The following is a 17,125-nucleotide window of genomic DNA, read 5'->3' on the forward strand; positions in this document are numbered from 1 at the left end:
GCATGATCGACGCCCTTGATCCGAACCTCGACCTGGCACCCGTCGTCGCGGAACAGCCCGACCCCCTGCTGTTCGCGACCGTCTCCGGGGCGCACCTGTACGGCTTCCCGTCCCGGGACTCCGACCTGGACCTGCGGGGCGTCCATCTGCTGCCCGCCGCCGACCTGGTCGGGCTGCGCGAGCCGGAGGAGACCCGCTCGAAGACCTGGGTGCGCTACGGCGTCGAGATGGACCTCGTCACCCACGACCTGCGCAAGTTCGCCCGGCTGATGCTGCGCCGCAACGGCTATGTGCTGGAGCAGCTCCTGTCGCCGCTCGTCGCGCACACCGGCGACACGCACCGCGAGCTGGCCGCGCTCGCGCCGGGCGTGCTCACCAGCCACCACGCCCACCACTACCGGGGGTTCGCGGTCACCCAGTGGCGGCTGTTCGAGAAGACCGGCGAACTCAAACCGCTGCTCTACACCTTCCGGGTGCTGCTCACCGGCATCCACCTGATGCGCAGCGGCGAGGTGCAGGCCCATCTGCCCACGCTCCTCGGCGAGGTGCCCGAGGCCCCCGCCCACCTGCCCGAGCTGATCGCCGCCAAGGCCGAGCAGGAGCACGGCAGGGCCGCCGTCGAGGACGCGCGCGTGGCGGCCGATGTCGAGCGGCTGCACGTCCTGCTCGACGAGGCGCAGAACGGTTCAGCGCTGCCCGACGCGCCCAGCGCGTACGACGCCCTGCACGACCTGGTGATCCGCGTGCGTCTGGAGGGCTGAGTCCCGGCGCACCCGGAAGAGGAAGTCGGCCACGCGCGCGTGGTCCGGTTCCGCGGGGAGCGGGGTGCCGGGCAGGGCGCGCTCGGTCTCCGCGGCGAGCCGGGCCATCCGGGACTCGACCTCCGTCCAGGAGATCTCGCCCCGCTTCACCGCCAGGAACTCCGCGCGCCGGTCGCCGACGTCGATCACCAGGTCGCCGGTCCGCAGCAGGTCGCGGGCGCTCGTCAGCAGCCGCAGCAGATGCATCGCGTGCTTCCAGCGCGGGGCACCGTGCGTCCGGACGTCGGCGTCGAGCTTGCGGCGCTGGCCGAGGGCATAGCGGGTGAAGGTGTCGTAGGCGCGCCGGGAGAGGAACGCACCGCGCAGGGCGAGCAGTTCGCGGCCCGTGTCGTCGAGGTGTTCGACCAGCGGCGAGTGCAGGCACTCCAGGATGTTCGGATTGGCCCGCAGCGCCAGCTCGCAGAACCGCTCCAGCTCCCAGGAGAACCGTTCCTCGCCCGGCCCGTCGACATGCGTGGGCGGCTTCTCGAAGCCCCAGAACAGGGGAGTGGGGGCGAGGAACACACCCCGGCGGTCGGTGTCGCTCTCCTCGGTGGCCAGGCCGAAGGCCCGCGACCCCATGACACAGGCGTAGATCGTGTGGTCGCGTACCAGGTCCTCGGGCTGCATGCCCGGGAGCGTACGTGGCCGGTCAGCCCAGGGTGATCGAATTTCCGCTCACCGTGATCGACTCGGCCGGCAGCGGCCGCGGCGCCGGGCCGTGGGCGACCGAACCGTCGGCGATGTGGAACTTGCTGCCGTGACAGGGGCAGTCGATGGTGCCGTCCGCCACCCGGTTCACGGTGCAGCCCATGTGCGTGCAGATCGCCGAGAAGGCCTTGAACTCGCCCTTCGTCGGCTGGGTCACCACGATCTTCTGGTCCTTGAAGATCGTGCCGCCGCCCTCCGGGATCTCACTCGTCTGCGCCAGCGCCTTCCCCGCGGCCGCGCTCGCCGACCCGGAGGCGGACGATCCGGCGGTGGGCGACGCCGACGAGCCGGGCGTCTCGGACGCGCTGGGCGTCTCGGACGTGCTGGAGGAGCCGTTGCCGTTGTTGTTGCCGCAACCCACGCAGGTCGCGGCGAGCGCCGCGGTACCCGTCGTGAGCACGGTGCGCCGAGTGGAGCCGTCGGTCATGTCGTCACCCCGAACGTGCGGAAGAACCTGAAGGCGGACGCCGGCCGGACGAGCGTGAGCACGGCGAACACCAGCCCACCGACGATCGGCAGCAGCCGGCCAGGGAGTCGCTCCGAGCGGAGCAGCAGCATCTTGGCACTGAAAACACCGAAAGAGGGCGCACCGCACAGGGTGGTTCACCCCAAGTAGCGGAATGGGGTCATACGCGTGACATTGGGGCCATGGCAGGCGATGACCTCGAAAACATACTCGGCAGCCTCCTGGGCGACGACGGCGCCGGCGCCGGGATGCTGACCACGCTGATCGGCGCGATGAGCCACGGCCAGGGCGGCGGTTCGCTGGGCGGGCTCCTGGAGACCCTCGCGAAGTCCGGCCCGACCGTCCCGAAGGACCTGGAGCGTCTCAGCGGGCGGGCGCGGCGCACGGGCGCGGCGGCGGTCTGACTAGGCTGGACGGACCAAGAGGCCGACGTCAGAACAGGAGCAGTGCCGTGGCGGTACGAGCGGTCCGGGGGGCCGTCCAGCTGGAGCGGGACGAGGCCGGTCACATGGACCAGCAGGTCGGAGTGCTGCTCACGGCCATCCTGGAGCGGAACGGCCTGACCGCCGACGACCTGATCAGCATCTGGTTCACGGCCACTCCCGACCTGCACAGCGACTTCCCGGCGGCCGCCGCGCGCAAGCTCGGCATCGTCGACGTGCCGCTGATCTGCGCCCAGGAGCTGGACATCGCGGGCGCCATGCCCCGCGTCGTACGGATACTGGCGCACATCGAGTCCGACCGGCCCCGCGCCGACATCAACCACGTCTACCTCGGCGCCGCGGCCGCCCTGCGCAAGGACATCGCCCAGTGAGGACCGCGCTCGTCATCGGTACCGGTCTCATCGGTACGTCCGCCGCGCTCGCTCTCGCCCAGCGGGGCGTCGTCGTCCACCTCGCCGACCACGACCCCGAGCAGGCCCGTACCGCGGCCGCGCTCGGCGCGGGCACCGACGGGCCGCCCGACGGCCCGGTCGACCTGGCGATCGTCGCCGCCCCGCCCGCCCACGTCGCCCCCGTCCTCGCGGACGCGATGAGCAGGGGCCTGGCCCGCGGCTACGCCGACGTGGCCAGCGTCAAGGGCGGCCCGCGCCGGGAGCTGGAGGCGAAGGGCCTGGACCTGTCGTCGTACATCGGGACGCACCCCATGGCGGGCCGGGAGAAGTCCGGGCCGCTGGCGGCCACCGCCGACCTCTTCGAGGGCCGGCCCTGGGTGCTCACCCCGACCCGGGACACCGACACCGAGGTGCTGAACCTCGCCCTGGAGCTGGTCTCGCACTGCCGGGCCCTGCCGGTCGTCATGGACGCCGACGCCCACGACCGCGCGGTGGCCCTGGTCTCCCACATGCCCCACCTGGTCTCCAGCATGGTCGCGGCCCGCCTGGAGCACGCCGACGAGTCGGCCGTACGGCTGTGCGGACAGGGCATCAGGGACGTGACCCGGATCGCCGCCTCCGACCCCGGGATGTGGATCGACATCCTCTCCGCGAACCCCGGCCCGGTCGCCGACCTGCTCGCGGACGTCTCCGCCGACCTCGACGAGACGGTCAGCGCCCTGCGCGCCCTGCAGTCCTCGGAGGAGGCCGAGCGGCGCGCGGGCGGGGCCGGCATCGAGGACGTGCTGCGCCGCGGCAACGCCGGCCAGGTGCGGGTCCCCGGCAAGCACGGCTCGGCGCCGCGGGTGTACGAGGTCGTGGCGGTGCTCATCGACGACCAGCCCGGTCAGCTGGCCCGGATCTTCGCGGACGCCGGGGCGGCCGGCGTCAACATCGAGGACGTGCGGATCGAGCACGCGACCGGTCAGCAGGCCGGTCACGTCCAGCTCTGGGTGGAGCCGAAGGCGGTGCCCGTGCTCACGTCGGCGCTGCGGGACCGGGGCTGGGCGCTGCGGCAGTAGCGCTGGAAGCGGCGGTCCCGGGGGCCGGTAACCTTGTGCGGGGCGCACCGCCGCCCGCACACCACCCACCACCCTGCACCCGGAAGGTGTCCACCCGTGGAAAACGGCGCCGTAAAGCCCGTGATTGTCGCGATCGACGGCCCCTCGGGCACCGGCAAGTCGAGCACGTCCAAGGCCGTGGCCGAGCAGCTCGGCCTGAGCTACCTGGACACCGGCGCCCAGTACCGGGCCATCACCTGGTGGATGGTGAACAACGGCATCGACCTCACCGACCCGACCGCGATCGCCGCGGTGGCCGGCAAGCCGGAGATCGTCTCGGGGACCGACCCGGTCAAGCCGACGATCACCGTCGACGGCGTGGACGTCTCCGGCCCGATCCGCACCGAGGAGGTCACCTCCAAGGTCAGCGCGGTCAGCGCGGTACCGGAGGTGCGCACCAGGATCAGCGAGCTGCAGCGGTCGCTGGCCCGCGCCGCCGCGCACGGCATCGTCGTCGAGGGCCGCGACATCGGTACCACCGTGCTGCCCGACGCCGACCTGAAGGTCTTCCTCACCGCCTCCCCGGAGGCCCGCGCGGCCCGCCGCAGCGGCGAGCTCAAGGGCGCCGACGTCCACGCCACCCGCGAGGCCCTGGTCAAGCGCGACGCCGCCGACTCGACCCGCAAGACCTCGCCGCTCGCCAAGGCCGGCGACGCGGTCGAGGTGGACACCACCGAGCTGACGCTGGCCCAGGTCATCGAGTGCGTCGTCACCCTCGTCGAGGAGAAGCGGGCCGGGGAGTGAGCCTTCCGTCGCAGCGGGGCGCCGAGACCGGGCGCCGCATCGGGGTCGGCCTGATGTACGGGCTGTGGAAGCCGCGCGTGCTCGGCGCCTGGAAGGTGCCCGCGCAGGGCCCGGCGATCCTCGCCGTGAACCACTCCCACAACATCGACGGCCCGATGGTCATGGGCGTGGCGCCCCGGCCGACGCACTTCCTCATCAAGAAGGAGGCGTTCGTCGGCCCGCTCGACCCGTTCCTGACCCGGATCGGGCAGCTGAAGGTGGACCGTCAGACCACCGACCGCACGGCGGTCACCCGGGCGCTCGGCGTCCTGGAGGCCGGGGGAGTGCTCGGCATATTCCCCGAGGGCAGCCGCGGCGACGGCGACTTCGCCGCGCTCCGCGCGGGTCTCGCCTACTTCGCGGTGCGCTCCGGGGCGCCGATCGTCCCGGTGGCCGTGCTGGGAAGCTCCGAGCGGCAGGGACGGTTGATAAAGGGGCTGCCCCCGCTGCGCTCCCGCGTCGACGTCGTCTTCGGCGACTCCTTCGAGGCGGGCGACGGCACCGGCCGCCGCACCCGCAAGGCCCTGGACGAGGCCACCGAGCGCATCCAGAAGCAGCTCGCCGGCCACCTGGAAAACGCCAGACGTCTGACCGGACGCTAGGCGAGACTTAGTAGTGGACCAGCCCTTTCTGCGTCGGCCGGTCCACCGATCACCACGATGAACGACGAGGTACGGACTTCATGAACGACCACATCCAGCCCGGCGACTCGGCTGAGCACGAGTACGACCACGGGGCGCTCGGTGACACCGAGTACGCGGAGTTCATGGAGCTCGCCGCCGAAGAGGGCTTCGACATCGAGGACGTCGAGGGTGCCATCGAGGCGGCAGGCCACGGCCCGCTGCCCGTCCTCGCCGTCGTCGGCCGTCCCAACGTCGGCAAGTCGACTCTGGTCAACCGGATCATCGGCCGCCGCGAGGCCGTCGTCGAGGACAAGCCCGGTGTCACCCGGGACCGCGTGACCTACGAGGCCGAGTGGGCCGGCCGCCGCTTCAAGGTCGTCGACACCGGCGGCTGGGAGCAGGACGTCCTCGGCATCGACGCCTCGGTGGCGGCCCAGGCCGAGTACGCGATCGAGGCGGCCGACGCGGTCGTCTTCGTCGTCGACGCCAAGGTCGGCGCGACCGACACCGACGAGGCGGTCGTACGGCTGCTGCGCAAGGCCGGCAAGCCGGTCGTGCTGGCCGCCAACAAGGTCGACGGCCCCAGCGGCGAGGCCGACGCCGCCTACCTCTGGTCCCTCGGCCTCGGCGAGCCGCACCCGGTCTCCGCCCTGCACGGCCGCGGCACCGGCGACATGCTCGACGCCGTCCTGGAGGCGCTGCCCGAGGCGCCCGAGCAGACCTTCGGCGGCCCCGGTGTCGGCGGCCCGCGCCGGATCGCCCTCATCGGCCGCCCGAACGTCGGCAAGTCCTCCCTCCTCAACAAGGTGGCGGGCGAGGAGCGCGTCGTCGTCAACGAGCTGGCCGGCACCACCCGTGACCCGGTCGACGAGCTCATCGAACTCGGCGGGGTCACCTGGAAGTTCGTCGACACCGCCGGTATCCGCAAGCGCGTCCACCTCCAGCAGGGCGCCGACTACTACGCCTCGCTGCGGACCGCGGCCGCGGTCGAGAAGGCCGAGCTCGCGGTCATCCTGCTCGACGCCTCCGAGAACATCTCGGTGCAGGACCAGCGGATCGTCACCATGGCCGTCGAGGCGGGCCGCGCCGTCGTCCTCGCCTTCAACAAGTGGGACACCCTCGACGAGGAGCGCCGCTACTACCTGGAGCGCGAGATCGAGACCGAGCTCGGCCAGGTCGCCTGGGCACCCCGCGTCAACGTCTCGGCCCGCACCGGCCGCCACATGGAGAAGCTGGTCCCCGCCATCGAGACCGCTCTCGCCGGCTGGGAGACCCGCGTCCCCACCGGACGCCTCAACGCCTTCCTCGGCGAGTTGGTCTCGGCCCACCCGCACCCGGTCCGGGGCGGCAAGCAGCCGCGCATCCTGTTCGGCACCCAGGCCGGTACCAAGCCGCCGCGGTTCGTCCTGTTCGCCTCCGGCTTCATCGAGGCGGGCTACCGCCGCTTCATCGAGCGCCGGCTGCGCGAGGAGTTCGGCTTCGAGGGCACGCCGATCCATATCTCCGTGCGGGTGCGCGAGAAGCGCGGCGCGAAGAAGAAGTAGGGACACAGAGGAGAGGGGCGGCCACCGGACCCGGTGGCCGCCCCTCTCCCCTGTGTCACATCCCCCGGCGCGGAGCCGGCGGAAGCGCCACCGGGACGGGCGCCATCCCGGCCTCCTGGGACCGCCCGAGCGTCCCGATCCGCTGCCACTGCGGCTGCTGCGGCTGCCCGCCACCGCTCCGGGCGCTGTAGGCACCGGCGCTGTACGCGCTGTACGAGTTCCCTCCGTACGAGCCCAGCCCGTGGGTGCCGGTACTGAACGGGGCGTTCCCGAAGGCGACGAACCCCAGGGACTCCTCCCCGCTGCGATCGCCCGGCAGCGTACGGAAGGCCTTGACCCACTCCGTGTACAGCGAGTCGTAGATCGGCGTGGCCGAGAGCCCGCCCTGGGCCTCCTGGGCCACCCGAGCAGCGGGAATGGCGGAGAAGGACGGCCGGTGGTGAGGAAGGTCGTATGCGTGCACGTATGTCCAAACGACCGGAATCTTGAAGAGATGCGGTTCGTCGTTTGCTTTTAGGGGCGCGGCCCGCCGTTCGGCACAGGGCTGTCGAGCGCCCGGTAAGGGGCGCTGGGGGTACCCCCGGCCGAAGGCTGGGGAAGAACTGCGCGAGCAACCAGACACGACCCGCAGCCGCCCACTTGGCGCAGCCCCTCACACGTCAGGTGCCCCTCAAACCCCCGCAAGCGGCAGCGCCGCCGCCACCAGCTGCCCGTTCGCCGCCGCCTTGTCGATCGCGTCGCGCAGCAGGTCCTCCCGCGGCTGCCGTCCGATCGACCCGACCGGCGCCGCGAACATCAGCACCTGCTGGTGCTTGTTGGCGGCCGCCCGCCACCCGTCGGTCACCTGCAGCGGCTGATGCGCCTGCCACCACGCCACCGGCTGCCCGCCCGTCGGCCCCGGCTGCAGCACCGCGTGCAGCTGACCCACCGCCAGCAGGACCGACCACCCGTGCAGCACCGGCGGTACCGCGGTCAGCTCCGGCACCGGCATGAAGCCCTGCTCGATGAGGAGCGGCAGGAAGTCGTCGCCCACCCCGTCCGTGCCGGGCCGCACGATCGGCGAGGTCGGCTCCACGACCAGCGCGGGGTGCAACTCCCCGGCGATCAGCACGAGTCCGCTGGTCACCCCGAGCACCGCCTGCTCGGGCACGGCCTTCTGCGACCCGCCGCCGGGCGCGCTGTCGCCGCTGATGGAGCGGACCGCGCCCTGCAACTGCTCCTCGGTGACCTGGACGACCTGCGAGGGCAGGCAGGTGGCGTGGGCGAAGGCGAGGACGGCGGTCTCGTCGCCGATGAACAGGACCGTGCTGGTGCGCTCCTGTTCGGAGTCGCCCGGGGTGCGGCAGGACGTGCAGTCGTAACTGCCTGGGGCGTTGTCTCCGGCGAGCAGCCGGTCGGCTTCTTCGTCGCCGATCTCGGCGCGTACCTCGTCGCTGACGTCGAGCATGCGCGGCACGGTGGCTCCCTCGGGATGCGGTACGTGAAGGCCCGGGTGGCTCCCGGTCCGTGAGCCCCCGGGGTCGCGGGCTCATGAAGAAGACAACGGGTGATCTGTGGTGGGGGTCACGCATGGGGAGGATCGGGATCGAACCATCCGCTGCACAGGGTCACTCCTCGTGCGGAATCCGGCACTCCCCGTCAACTCTTCGCAAGTCAAAGGAGTTTGACGCGGTGAAGTGAATCACAGATCCGTCGAACCCGTGGTCGACAAATCACGAAATCCCGGAATGTAGTGGGTGGCCGAAAATCGCCGCTACCCAAGGTAACACCGAACTGGCCTGGCCTGACGGGGAGTTGGTTGATTTCGGGCGTTCCCGATCTCTAGATTCCTCCGCCGTGTGCAGCGAGCACCGCTCGGGTACGTCCGCCGGCCGGCACCAGGCAGAGCACCACCGCAGTACCGGCCGCGGCGGACGGGGCGAGCGCGAGGAACCGCGTCCATTGCGCGGGGACCGCGTCCCGCCTGGGGGACCCCGGGTACGTGGAGAGGGAAATACATGTCCGAGTGTGCCGATACCACCCGTGAGACCGCCGCGAACAAGAACGGCTCCCGCAAGGGCCGTACGACGGCAGCCCTGGCCGGAGCGGCGCTGCTCGCCCCGCTGGGCCTGCTGGCCGCCACCGGCAACGCCGCGGCGGCGGACAACGGAGTGTGGGACCGCATCGCCCGGTGCGAGAGCGGCGGCAACTGGCACATCAACACCGGCAACGGCTACTACGGCGGACTCCAGTTCTCCGCCTCCACCTGGCGCGCGTACGGCGGCACCGCCTACGCGGCGACGGCCGACCAGGCCTCCAGGGAAGCGCAGATCGCCGTCGCCACCAAGGTCCAGCACGCCCAGGGCTGGGGCGCGTGGCCGGTCTGCTCGGGGCGGGCCGGGGCGACCGGTTCGGCGCCCGAGAGCGCCTCGGTGACCACGAAGAGCAGCACGGAGTCGGCGACGAAGTCGACGAAGTCCTCGACCACCCGGAAGCCGGCCCCCGCGGTGAAGGCGCCGCAGCGCTCGACGGCCGGCACCGGCCGCACCTCGGCCAAGGGTGACTACACCGTCCGCGAGGGCGACACCCTGAGCCAGATCGCCGAGCGGCACGGCACCACCTGGCAGCGCCTCTACGCCGCCAACAAGGCCGTCATCGGTGGCGACCCGAACCTGATCGTGCCCGGGCAGCGCCTCGCGCTCTGACGCGAGTCCCTGCCCCGCACCACCGTGTCCCGCCCGGTCCGACCGGGTGGGACACGGTGCGTTTTGTGGGGGCATGTACATGCTCCGAATGGGGGCGCGTGCTCGTATGTGAGGGCGATTCATGCGCGGACGGCACGCTCCGAGTTCAGGTTGCCGCACCCCCGGTCCTACCCGCGCGGTACGGGGGTTCTGTGCCGAAGCGGTGAATCTCTTATGCGGTGTCAGCTTCGGTGCGGGCCGTCGGAATCGGAATGGAATGCACGCGCGGGAGTGCCCTGGTTCCCCGCTTCCGGTTCTTTCCGGCGGCTTTTCGGAAGACCCTACCGGCATCGGGGAATTACGCTCGAATGCGCCAGGAAGACGCATGGAACCGCTCGTACGTGTGACGGAGTTCGATTGAAACGCGTGTCGTGGTTCTGTGACAGAAGTGTGACCGGAGGTGGACGTGGGACTTCGGCTTCCGTCTCCGCCGGAAGCGGCCTAGCGTGGGCCGCATGGCACCGGACACCGCTCCGCCGACGGAGCCCCAGGACAGCCCGCAAGGGTACGTAGGCCGCGACGCGGGCGACGCGGAACGGCTCGCCCGGCAGCGGGGATGGACCACGGTGCGCTCGCTGCCGCCGGGCGCGATCATCACCATGGAGTACCGGACGGGCCGGCTCAACTTCGAGGTACGGGACGGCGTGGTGGCGCGCGCCTGGAAGGGCTGACCGTCCGACGGCGAAGGCCCCGGTTCCCGTACTGCGGGAACCGGGGCCTTCGCCGTGCCGGGGCCGGTTGTGCGTACCTGGACCCCGCTGTCGCCTCCGTACGGCCGTCAGCCGCCCGTCAGCGGGCGGGCCGCCTGGGCCGCGGTGCCGCGCGGCTGCCGCTCGGGGTGCTGCGGGCGGCGGCTGCCCACCGGGGTCACCGGGGTGCGCTCCGAGCGGGCGGTGTGCGGACCGGGCGCCAGGTGGATCGGGGCCCTGGGCGGGCGGGCCAGGGAGACCGGCTCGGGCTCCGGCGCCGCCTGGTCGACGGGCACCGGGCGCGGCTTGAGGACCACGGGCACCGGGACGGGCGCGGGCACCGTGCCGCCGCGGCGGGCGCGCCAGCGGTCGCGCAGGTCGAAGAGCCAGGTCTCGGCGCGGGCGATGAACGGCTCGCACCACGGCAGCGCCAGCAGGATCAGCAGCCCCGCGGCCCAGCCCAGCAACACGTCGCTCAGCCAGTGCGTACCGAGGTAGACGGTGGACATGCCGACGCCGAGGGAGGTGACCGCCGAGGCGGCGGAGAGCCAGCGGCGGGCTCTCGGGGTGGAGGCCAGATATGCCAGAATTCCCCAGGTCACCACCGCGTTGGCGGTGTGTCCGCTGGGGAATATATCGCCGCCCAGGCCCATCTCGTTCGAGCCGATGACGGTCGCGTAGTGCGGTCCGAGTCGCCCCATGCCGAGCTTCGCGGCGCCGACCGTGATGTTGAGCAGGAGCAGTGAGGCGCCGAGCGTGAGCAGCGGGCGCAGGGTGTGTTGCCGCCACGAGCGCCAGCCCAGCCAGGCCGCGACCATCACGGCGGTCGGGCCGCGCTGGCCGAGGACGACGTAGTAGTCGACGAACCAGTGGATTCCCGACCACTGCTGGTACGGCCGGAAGAACATGACCTGCCAGTCGAGCCGGACCAGCCAGGACGTGATCACGACGGCCCACACGATCGCCAGGTAGAAGGCGAGGGTCGCGGTGAACAACACGACCCGGTGCCGGCTCATCTTCGGCACATCAATGTGGGCCGGCCGTTCCGGCTCACGGTCCAGCCTGGCGAACACCCGGTCCAGACGGGTGAGGTTTCGTTCGGTACGCACCCAATCGACGTTACAGCGAGTGAGCTCTGTTCCCGGTCGAAACAGCGGCTTTGTGATGACGATGTGATGTGGGAAACCTCTCAGGAGGTCTCCGAATTCTAAGGATTCCGTAATCCTCGGCGGGTCTGCCCTTCAATTCCTTTGATCATGCCGGGTCGCCGTTTTATGGCACTTATGAATTCGTTAACCAAAGCATGGGGTGGAATTCTCCCGCTGCTCATCGGGGTCATCGGAACGATCATGGAGGTCCGGAGCCGTTCAGCCAGAACGCGCCATAGATCGCCGAGGCCACTGCCACACCCGCCGTGACCAGCGCCGATCTGCTGGTGCGCAGTCGGGCGAGGGCCCGGGCGAGCGGCAGCAGCACCGGGAAGGCCGGCATCAGCAGCCGCGGCTTGGATCCGAAGTAGCTCGACGCGCACAGCGCGAGCACGAGGACGACACCCGTGTAGACCAGCAGGGGGAGCGGTTGCCGCTGCCGGACGCCGATCACGTAGAGCCACAGCAGCAGGCCGACACCGAGGATCAAACCCGCTCCGGCCAGAGCGGACGGAAATGACGTGAACTTGTCGACGACGAAGCGCGCGAACGCATAGCCGCCGTCGAAGCCGTTGCGCCAGCCCGCCTGGACGTCCAGGTAGCCGAGCGGGCCCCGGCCGGTGCGGTGGCCGACCCACAGGACATAGGCGGCGGTCCCCGCGGGGGCGAGCAGTATGCCGAGGGCGCGGCGCCAGGCGGGGGCGCCGGGGGTGGTGGTGACGTGGGGGGCGCGTGTTGCCTGTGGCGCGCCGGTTGCCTGCCGCTCGCGCCGGGCGCGAGCGGCGCCGGACGCCTCGGGGGCGCGTTCGTCGAGATGCGCGCCGTCCGGCTGATCCGTACCACCATCCCGCGCGCCCGTGCCTCGATCCCGCACGAACGAGACCACCCCCGCCGTCCATACCGCCGCCACCACGGCGAGCCCCACCGGCCGGGTCAGCCCCGCCAGCGCAGCCAGCACCCCGGCGGTCACCCAGCGGCCGGTGAGCACCGCGTACAGCGACCACGCGGCCAGCGCCGTGAACAACGACTCGCTGTACGCCATCGACTGCACGATCCCGACGGGCAGGACGGCCCACACCAGCACCGCGCAGACCCCCACCCGCCGGCCGTACACGACGTCCGTGACCGCGAAGATCCCCCAGGCCGCGGCGAGCGAGGCGAGCAGGCTCACCGTGAAGCCGGCGTCGGCGTACGACAGCGGCGCGAGCGCGTGCAGCAGGCGCTCCAGCCAGGGCAGCAGCGGGAAGAAGGCCAGGTTGGAGTGGACGTCGCCGTTCGGCAGCCGGACCTCGTAGCCGTAGCCCAGTTCGGCGACCCGCGTGTACCACAGCGAGTCCCAGCGCGCCGTCAACAAGGTGTACGCGCTCTTGCCCCGTCCCGCGCTCCACCCGGCCAGCACGACCAGGCCGAGGGCGCGCACGGCCGCGTACCCGAGCAGGGCCGGCGCCGCCCGGCGCAGGGCGGGGGCGCGCGGTGCCGCCACGGGCGTTTCAAGATCGGTCACGGGCTCGATTATCGACGGGGCCCGGAACCGCGGGGAACGCGCGGGCGTGGTGCGGAGCGGGGGCAGTGGCGTACGCCACATGAGTTCTCCGGAGCGTGTGAGAGGTCCGCCACGTGCCCCCGGAACGAACTCGCGTACGCTGACATGTCACTCGCGTTCGTATGCGCGGGCCGGAGACCCCGCTCCTCTCCGGCCGTACGACGGGGAGTCCCCACCCCGCCGGTCCGCCGCACGCGAGGGACCATCTGGGAGGTACGTACATGTCCGGGACGACCACGGCCGCCGTACGACCGCGCCGTCGTGCGGTGTCCAGGGCCGGTGCCAACCGCTGGGTCGTCCTCGTCGTCCTCTGCGTCAGCCTGCTGCTGGTCGCCCTCGACGCGACCGTGCTGCACGTCGCGGTGCCCGCGGTCACCGAGGACCTCAAGCCCGGCGCCATGGAGCTGCTCTGGATCGTCGACGTCTACCCGCTGGTCTGCGCCTCGCTGCTGATCCTGTTCGGCACGCTCGGCGACCGGGTGGGCCGGCGGCGCGTCCTGCTCCTCGGCTACGCCCTGTTCGGCATCGCCTCCGCGGCGGCCGCCCTCGCGCCGAGCGCGGCGGCGCTGATCGGGGCCCGGGCACTGCTCGGCGTCGGCGGTGCGATGATCATGCCGGCGACCCTCTCCATCCTGCGGCAGGTCTTCCCCGACCGCCGTGAGCGGGCCCTCGCCATCGGCATCTGGAGCGCGGTCGCCGCGGTCGGCGCCGCCGTCGGCCCCCTCCTCGGCGGCTTCCTCCTCGAACACTTCTGGTGGGGCTCCGTCTTCCTGGTCAACATCCCGCTGATGCTGGTCAGCCTTCCGGTGGGGCGTCTCCTCCTCCCCGAGTCCCGCGGCGACCGCGACGGCCCCTGGGACGTGGTCGGCGCGCTGATGGCGGCGGTCGGCCTGTTCGGCGTGGTGTTCGCCGTGAAGCGCCTCGGCGGCGGCGAGCCGGCGGGCAGTGTGCTGACAGTGGTGCCGCTCGTGCTCGGCGCGCTGCTGCTGGTGTTCTTCGTACGACGGCAACGGCGGCGGACGTTCCCGCTGGTGGACCTGAAGATGTTCGCGCGGCCGGCGTTCTCCACGGCGGTGGGCTGCATCGTGCTGGCGATGCTGGCGCTGGTGGGTCTCGAGCTGATCGCCGCGCAGTACCTGCAACTGGTGCTGGGCCTCTCGCCGCTGCAGACGGGGCTACGACTGCTGCCGCTGACGCTCGCCGCGATGGCGGCGGGGCTGGCCGGGGCGCGGATGCTCCGGCGCTTCGGCCCGCGCCGGATGGTGTGCTTCGGCTTCTGCCTGACCGCGGCGGCGGTGCTCACGCTGACGGCGATGGGCGGGACGGACAACGCGGGCTTGCTGCTCCTCGGCTTCCTGCTGCTCGGGTTCGGCCTGGAGACCACGCTGTTCGGGGCGTACGAGTCGATGCTGAGCGAGGCGCCGGCGGCGCAGGCAGGCGGGGCGGCGGCGATCGGCGAGACGTCGTACCAGCTGGGTGCCGGGATCGGGATCGCGCTCCTCGGCAGCGTGATGAACGCGGCGTACGCGCCGGGGCTGGCCGGGGTGCCGGGGGTGCCGGCGTCGGCGTCGGCCGCGGCGGGGCATTCGCTGGGGGAGGCGTACGACGTCGCCGGACGGCTGGGTGGGGCGGCCGGGGCGGCGTTGCGCCGGGCGGCGCGGGACTCCTATGTGCACGGGTTGCATGTGACGTTGCTGGTGAGTGCGGGGCTGCTGTTGCTGGGGGCGGTGATGGCACTGCGCCTGCCGCGCGCCATGCACTGCGAGGACATCGCGGCGTCGGTGGACCTCCCCGCCCCCAGGGAACCCGAACGCTCCCGCGTCTCGGCGTAGCCCGTGCGGGTCAGGGCCTTCTCCCACCCGCGCACCGCCCGTGCGGGTCGGGGGAGGGGTTTGCCGACCTGTGGGGGTGGTGCGTCGTTGGCGGGTGCGGGTCAGGGCTTTTCCCACCCGCGCACCGCCCGTGCGGGTTGGGGGAGGGGTGGGGCGACCTGTGGGGGTGGTTCGCCGTTGGCGGCTTCGGATGCGGGTGCGGGGCTGCGTACTGCCTTTGCGGAGGGGGGTCTGCCCGCGGTCGCCGAGGGTGGGTGTTCACGTGACCCGCGCGGGTGGTGTGTGGGTGGGGGAACAGGGAGACTGTGCCTAAGCTGGTGTAACTAGCGGTGCTAGTTTTGGGAGGGTTCTGATGTCCGCGTCCGTGAAGTTGCCTCCGTTCGATGCCGGTGACCCGCTCGGGATCGACGATCTTCTGGAGCCGGAGGATCTCGCCGTACGGGAGACCGTGCGGAGCTGGGCGGCGGATCGGGTGCTGCCGTTCGTCGCCGAGTGGTACGAGAGCGGGGAGCTGCCCGGCATCAGGGAGCTCGCCAAGGAGCTCGGGTCGATCGGGGCGCTCGGGATGTCGCTCAGCGGGTACGGCTGCGCCGGGGCGTCCGCCGTGCAGTACGGGCTCGCCTGCCTGGAGCTGGAGGCCGCCGACTCGGGCATTCGGTCGCTCGTGTCCGTGCAGGGGTCGCTCGCCATGTACGCCATTTACCGGTTTGGGAGTGAGGAGCAGAAGCAGCGGTGGCTGCCGGCTATGGCCGCCGGTGACGTCATCGGGTGCTTCGGGCTCACCGAACCCGATCACGGGTCCGACCCGGCCGCCATGCGGACGTACGCCCGGCGCGACGCCGGCGGCGACTGGGTGCTCGACGGGCGGAAGATGTGGATCACCAACGGGTCGGTGGCGGGCGTCGCCGTCGTGTGGGCGCAGACGGAGAACGGGATCCGGGGGTTCGTCGTGCCCACGGACACGCCCGGGTTCTCCGCGCCGGAGATCAAGCACAAGTGGTCGCTGCGGGCCAGTGTCACCAGCGAGCTGGTGCTGGACGACGTGCGGCTGCCCGCCGATGCCGTGCTGCCCGAGGTCACCGGGCTCAAGGGGCCGCTCAGCTGTCTCTCGCACGCCCGGTACGGGATCGTGTGGGGCGCCATGGGCGCGGCACGCACCTGCTTCGAGACCGCCGTCGACTACGCGAAGTCACGGGAGCAGTTCGGTCGGCCCATCGGCGGCTTCCAGCTCACCCAGGCCAAACTCGCCGACATGGCGGTCGAACTGCACAAGGGAATCCTGCTCGCCCATCACCTGGGGCGGCGGATGGATGCCGGTCGCCTGCGTCCCGAGCAGGTCAGCTTCGGCAAGCTCAACAACGTACGCGAGGCCATCGAGATCTGCCGTACCGCGCGGACGATCCTCGGGGCGAACGGGATCTCGCTGGAGTACCCCGTGATGCGGCACGCGACCAACCTCGAATCGGTGCTCACCTACGAGGGCACCGTCGAGATGCACCAGCTGGTGCTGGGCAAGGCCCTCACCGGACTCGACGCCTTCCGGTGAACCCCGCGCGGGGGCAGGGCCGGTGAGCGGCCCTGCCTCAGCTCTGGTTGAAGAAGCCGTCCTCGCGGCGCCTGGCCGGCTCACCGCTGACGATCTCGGTGTTCGCGGGGGTCAGCAGGAACACCCGGTTGGCGACCCGCTCGATCGTGCCGCGCAGACCGAAGGTCAGCCCGGCCGCGAAGTCGACCACGCGCTTGGCGTCGCCCGGCTCCATGCCCGTGAGGTTCACGATGACCGGCACGCCCTCGCGGAACAGCTCGCCGATCGCGCGGGCGTCCCGGAAGCTGTCCGGGGTGACCGTGCCGATCCGGCGGCCCTTCTCCTCGGCGGTGTCCGTGGCCACCTTGACCCGGGGGTCGGTGACCCAGGCATCCCCGGGCTGCTCGGTCCCTTCGGAGTAGTCGTCGTCGTAGTAACGCTCGTCATCGTTGTCGTCGACGAGGCCGAGCCAGGCACTCGCCTTGCGTACCGATCCCATGGACGCCTCCTCTCACAGCGGTCTTTCTTGCTTCCGCATCCCTATGGTCGTCCATGATGCGGATGTCGCGCCAAGTGGATAGACGCCGCACGGGGGGTTTGTGACGGTACTGGTGCAGAGCCAAAACGTCGAGAGCCCAGGTACCCCAAGGGCGGTAGCTCACACGGCTGCTGACTGAGAGTGAAATATGATTGTTCCCGGCGTACGGGTGATGAACGGTGCGTCCGGGTGAACGGGCCGAGGCGGTTCGGGGCGTCTTCGGAGCGCCTCGGGAGTGCCTCGGGAGTGCCCTCCGGGGCTCTTC

At 71.5% G+C, this 17,125-nt stretch carries 18 protein-coding genes and 1 pseudogene; 11 read left to right on the forward strand and 8 right to left on the reverse strand.

Annotation, left to right across the window (positions count from 1 at the left end; all coding sequences use genetic code 11):
• Window positions 1–2: 2 nt before the first annotated feature.
• Window positions 3–761, forward strand: coding sequence for a DNA polymerase beta superfamily protein (locus ACFY0P_RS40755; RefSeq protein ID WP_388925493.1), 759 nt, complete (start codon window positions 3–5; stop codon window positions 759–761).
• Here ACFY0P_RS40755 and ACFY0P_RS40760 read toward each other — a convergent pair.
• The 3 genes and pseudogenes from ACFY0P_RS40760 to ACFY0P_RS40770 form a co-directional block, all read right to left on the reverse strand.
• Window positions 687–1,430, reverse strand: a complete 744-nt coding sequence (locus tag ACFY0P_RS40760) for a DNA polymerase beta superfamily protein (RefSeq protein ID WP_388925495.1) — start codon at window positions 1,428–1,430, stop codon at window positions 687–689. The genes ACFY0P_RS40755 and ACFY0P_RS40760 overlap by 75 nt on opposite strands.
• Window positions 1,431–1,452: 22 nt before the next feature.
• Complete coding sequence (locus tag ACFY0P_RS40765) at window positions 1,453–1,938, reverse strand: Rieske (2Fe-2S) protein (protein WP_388925498.1); 486 nt, start codon at window positions 1,936–1,938, stop codon at window positions 1,453–1,455.
• Window positions 1,935–2,102, reverse strand: a pseudogene (locus ACFY0P_RS40770) (DUF6529 family protein); the annotation flags it as partial. The gene ACFY0P_RS40765 and the pseudogene ACFY0P_RS40770, both read right to left, overlap by 4 nt.
• 57 nt (window positions 2,103–2,159) lie before the next feature.
• On the opposite strand from ACFY0P_RS40770, the gene ACFY0P_RS40775 reads away from it, so the two are divergent.
• The 6 genes from ACFY0P_RS40775 (at window position 2,160) to der (ending at window position 6,862) form a co-directional block, all read left to right on the forward strand.
• Window positions 2,160–2,381, forward strand: coding sequence for a hypothetical protein (locus ACFY0P_RS40775; protein WP_388925501.1), 222 nt, complete (start codon window positions 2,160–2,162; stop codon window positions 2,379–2,381).
• 47 nt (window positions 2,382–2,428) lie between these two features.
• A complete protein-coding gene (gene aroH, locus ACFY0P_RS40780) occupies window positions 2,429–2,791 on the forward strand; it encodes a chorismate mutase (RefSeq protein WP_388925504.1) in 363 nt (120 codons plus the stop codon).
• On the forward strand, window positions 2,788–3,873 hold the full coding sequence (locus ACFY0P_RS40785) for a prephenate dehydrogenase (RefSeq protein WP_388925506.1): 1,086 nt from the start codon (window positions 2,788–2,790) through the stop codon (window positions 3,871–3,873). The genes aroH and ACFY0P_RS40785 overlap by 4 nt, the downstream gene beginning before the upstream one ends.
• Before the next feature lie 96 nt (window positions 3,874–3,969).
• Window positions 3,970–4,656: a (d)CMP kinase gene (cmk, locus tag ACFY0P_RS40790; protein WP_388925509.1), complete on the forward strand. Its 687-nt coding sequence runs from the start codon at window positions 3,970–3,972 to the stop codon at window positions 4,654–4,656.
• Window positions 4,614–5,297: a lysophospholipid acyltransferase family protein gene (locus ACFY0P_RS40795; protein ID WP_388925512.1), complete on the forward strand. Its 684-nt coding sequence runs from the start codon at window positions 4,614–4,616 to the stop codon at window positions 5,295–5,297. The genes cmk and ACFY0P_RS40795 overlap by 43 nt, the downstream gene beginning before the upstream one ends.
• Before the next feature lie 80 nt (window positions 5,298–5,377).
• Window positions 5,378–6,862 carry a ribosome biogenesis GTPase Der gene (der, locus tag ACFY0P_RS40800; protein WP_388925515.1) on the forward strand — a complete coding sequence of 495 codons (1,485 nt, stop codon included), beginning with the start codon at window positions 5,378–5,380 and terminating at the stop codon, window positions 6,860–6,862.
• Window positions 6,863–6,917: 55 nt separating this feature from the next.
• Here der and ACFY0P_RS40805 read toward each other — a convergent pair whose 3' ends face one another.
• On the reverse strand, window positions 6,918–7,325 hold the full coding sequence (locus ACFY0P_RS40805) for a hypothetical protein (RefSeq protein WP_388925518.1): 408 nt from the start codon (window positions 7,323–7,325) through the stop codon (window positions 6,918–6,920).
• Window positions 7,326–7,532: 207 nt separating this feature from the next.
• Window positions 7,533–8,318: a hypothetical protein gene (locus tag ACFY0P_RS40810; protein ID WP_388925521.1), complete on the reverse strand. Its 786-nt coding sequence runs from the start codon at window positions 8,316–8,318 to the stop codon at window positions 7,533–7,535.
• 541 nt (window positions 8,319–8,859) lie between these two features.
• On the opposite strand from ACFY0P_RS40810, the gene ACFY0P_RS40815 reads away from it, so the two are divergent.
• Both ACFY0P_RS40815 and ACFY0P_RS40820 read left to right on the forward strand, forming a co-directional pair.
• Window positions 8,860–9,546, forward strand: a complete 687-nt coding sequence (locus tag ACFY0P_RS40815) for a transglycosylase family protein (protein ID WP_388925524.1) — start codon at window positions 8,860–8,862, stop codon at window positions 9,544–9,546.
• 494 nt (window positions 9,547–10,040) lie between these two features.
• On the forward strand, window positions 10,041–10,256 hold the full coding sequence (locus ACFY0P_RS40820; protein ID WP_362594483.1) for an I78 family peptidase inhibitor: 216 nt from the start codon (window positions 10,041–10,043) through the stop codon (window positions 10,254–10,256).
• Between the two features lie 107 nt (window positions 10,257–10,363).
• On the opposite strand, the gene ACFY0P_RS40825 is transcribed toward ACFY0P_RS40820, so the two are convergent.
• Together ACFY0P_RS40825 and ACFY0P_RS40830 are read right to left on the reverse strand one after the other, a co-directional pair.
• Complete coding sequence (locus ACFY0P_RS40825; RefSeq protein ID WP_388925527.1) at window positions 10,364–11,383, reverse strand: phosphatase PAP2 family protein; 1,020 nt, start codon at window positions 11,381–11,383, stop codon at window positions 10,364–10,366.
• Between the two features lie 238 nt (window positions 11,384–11,621).
• A complete protein-coding gene (locus tag ACFY0P_RS40830; RefSeq protein WP_388925530.1) occupies window positions 11,622–12,926 on the reverse strand; it encodes a mannosyltransferase family protein in 1,305 nt (434 codons plus the stop codon).
• Window positions 12,927–13,186: 260 nt separating this feature from the next.
• Here ACFY0P_RS40830 and ACFY0P_RS40835 point away from each other — a divergent pair, with 260 nt between their 5' ends.
• Together ACFY0P_RS40835 and ACFY0P_RS40840 are read left to right on the forward strand one after the other, a co-directional pair.
• The gene (locus ACFY0P_RS40835; RefSeq protein WP_388925533.1) at window positions 13,187–14,797 is read left to right on the forward strand and encodes an MFS transporter; all 1,611 of its coding nucleotides are present in this window, start codon (window positions 13,187–13,189) and stop codon (window positions 14,795–14,797) included.
• Window positions 14,798–15,149: 352 nt separating this feature from the next.
• Window positions 15,150–16,343 (forward strand): acyl-CoA dehydrogenase family protein, encoded by a 1,194-nt coding sequence (locus ACFY0P_RS40840; RefSeq protein WP_388925536.1) that lies wholly within the window; start codon window positions 15,150–15,152, stop codon window positions 16,341–16,343.
• A 37-nt stretch (window positions 16,344–16,380) separates the two neighbouring features.
• On the opposite strand, the gene ACFY0P_RS40845 is transcribed toward ACFY0P_RS40840, so the two are convergent.
• Complete coding sequence (locus ACFY0P_RS40845) at window positions 16,381–16,821, reverse strand: cell division protein SepF (protein WP_388925539.1); 441 nt, start codon at window positions 16,819–16,821, stop codon at window positions 16,381–16,383.
• Window positions 16,822–17,125: the final 304 nt, after the last annotated feature.

The sequence above is a fragment of the Streptomyces sp. NPDC001714 genome, from assembly GCF_042892755.1.
Taxonomy (GTDB): Bacteria; Actinomycetota; Actinomycetes; order Streptomycetales; family Streptomycetaceae; genus Streptomyces.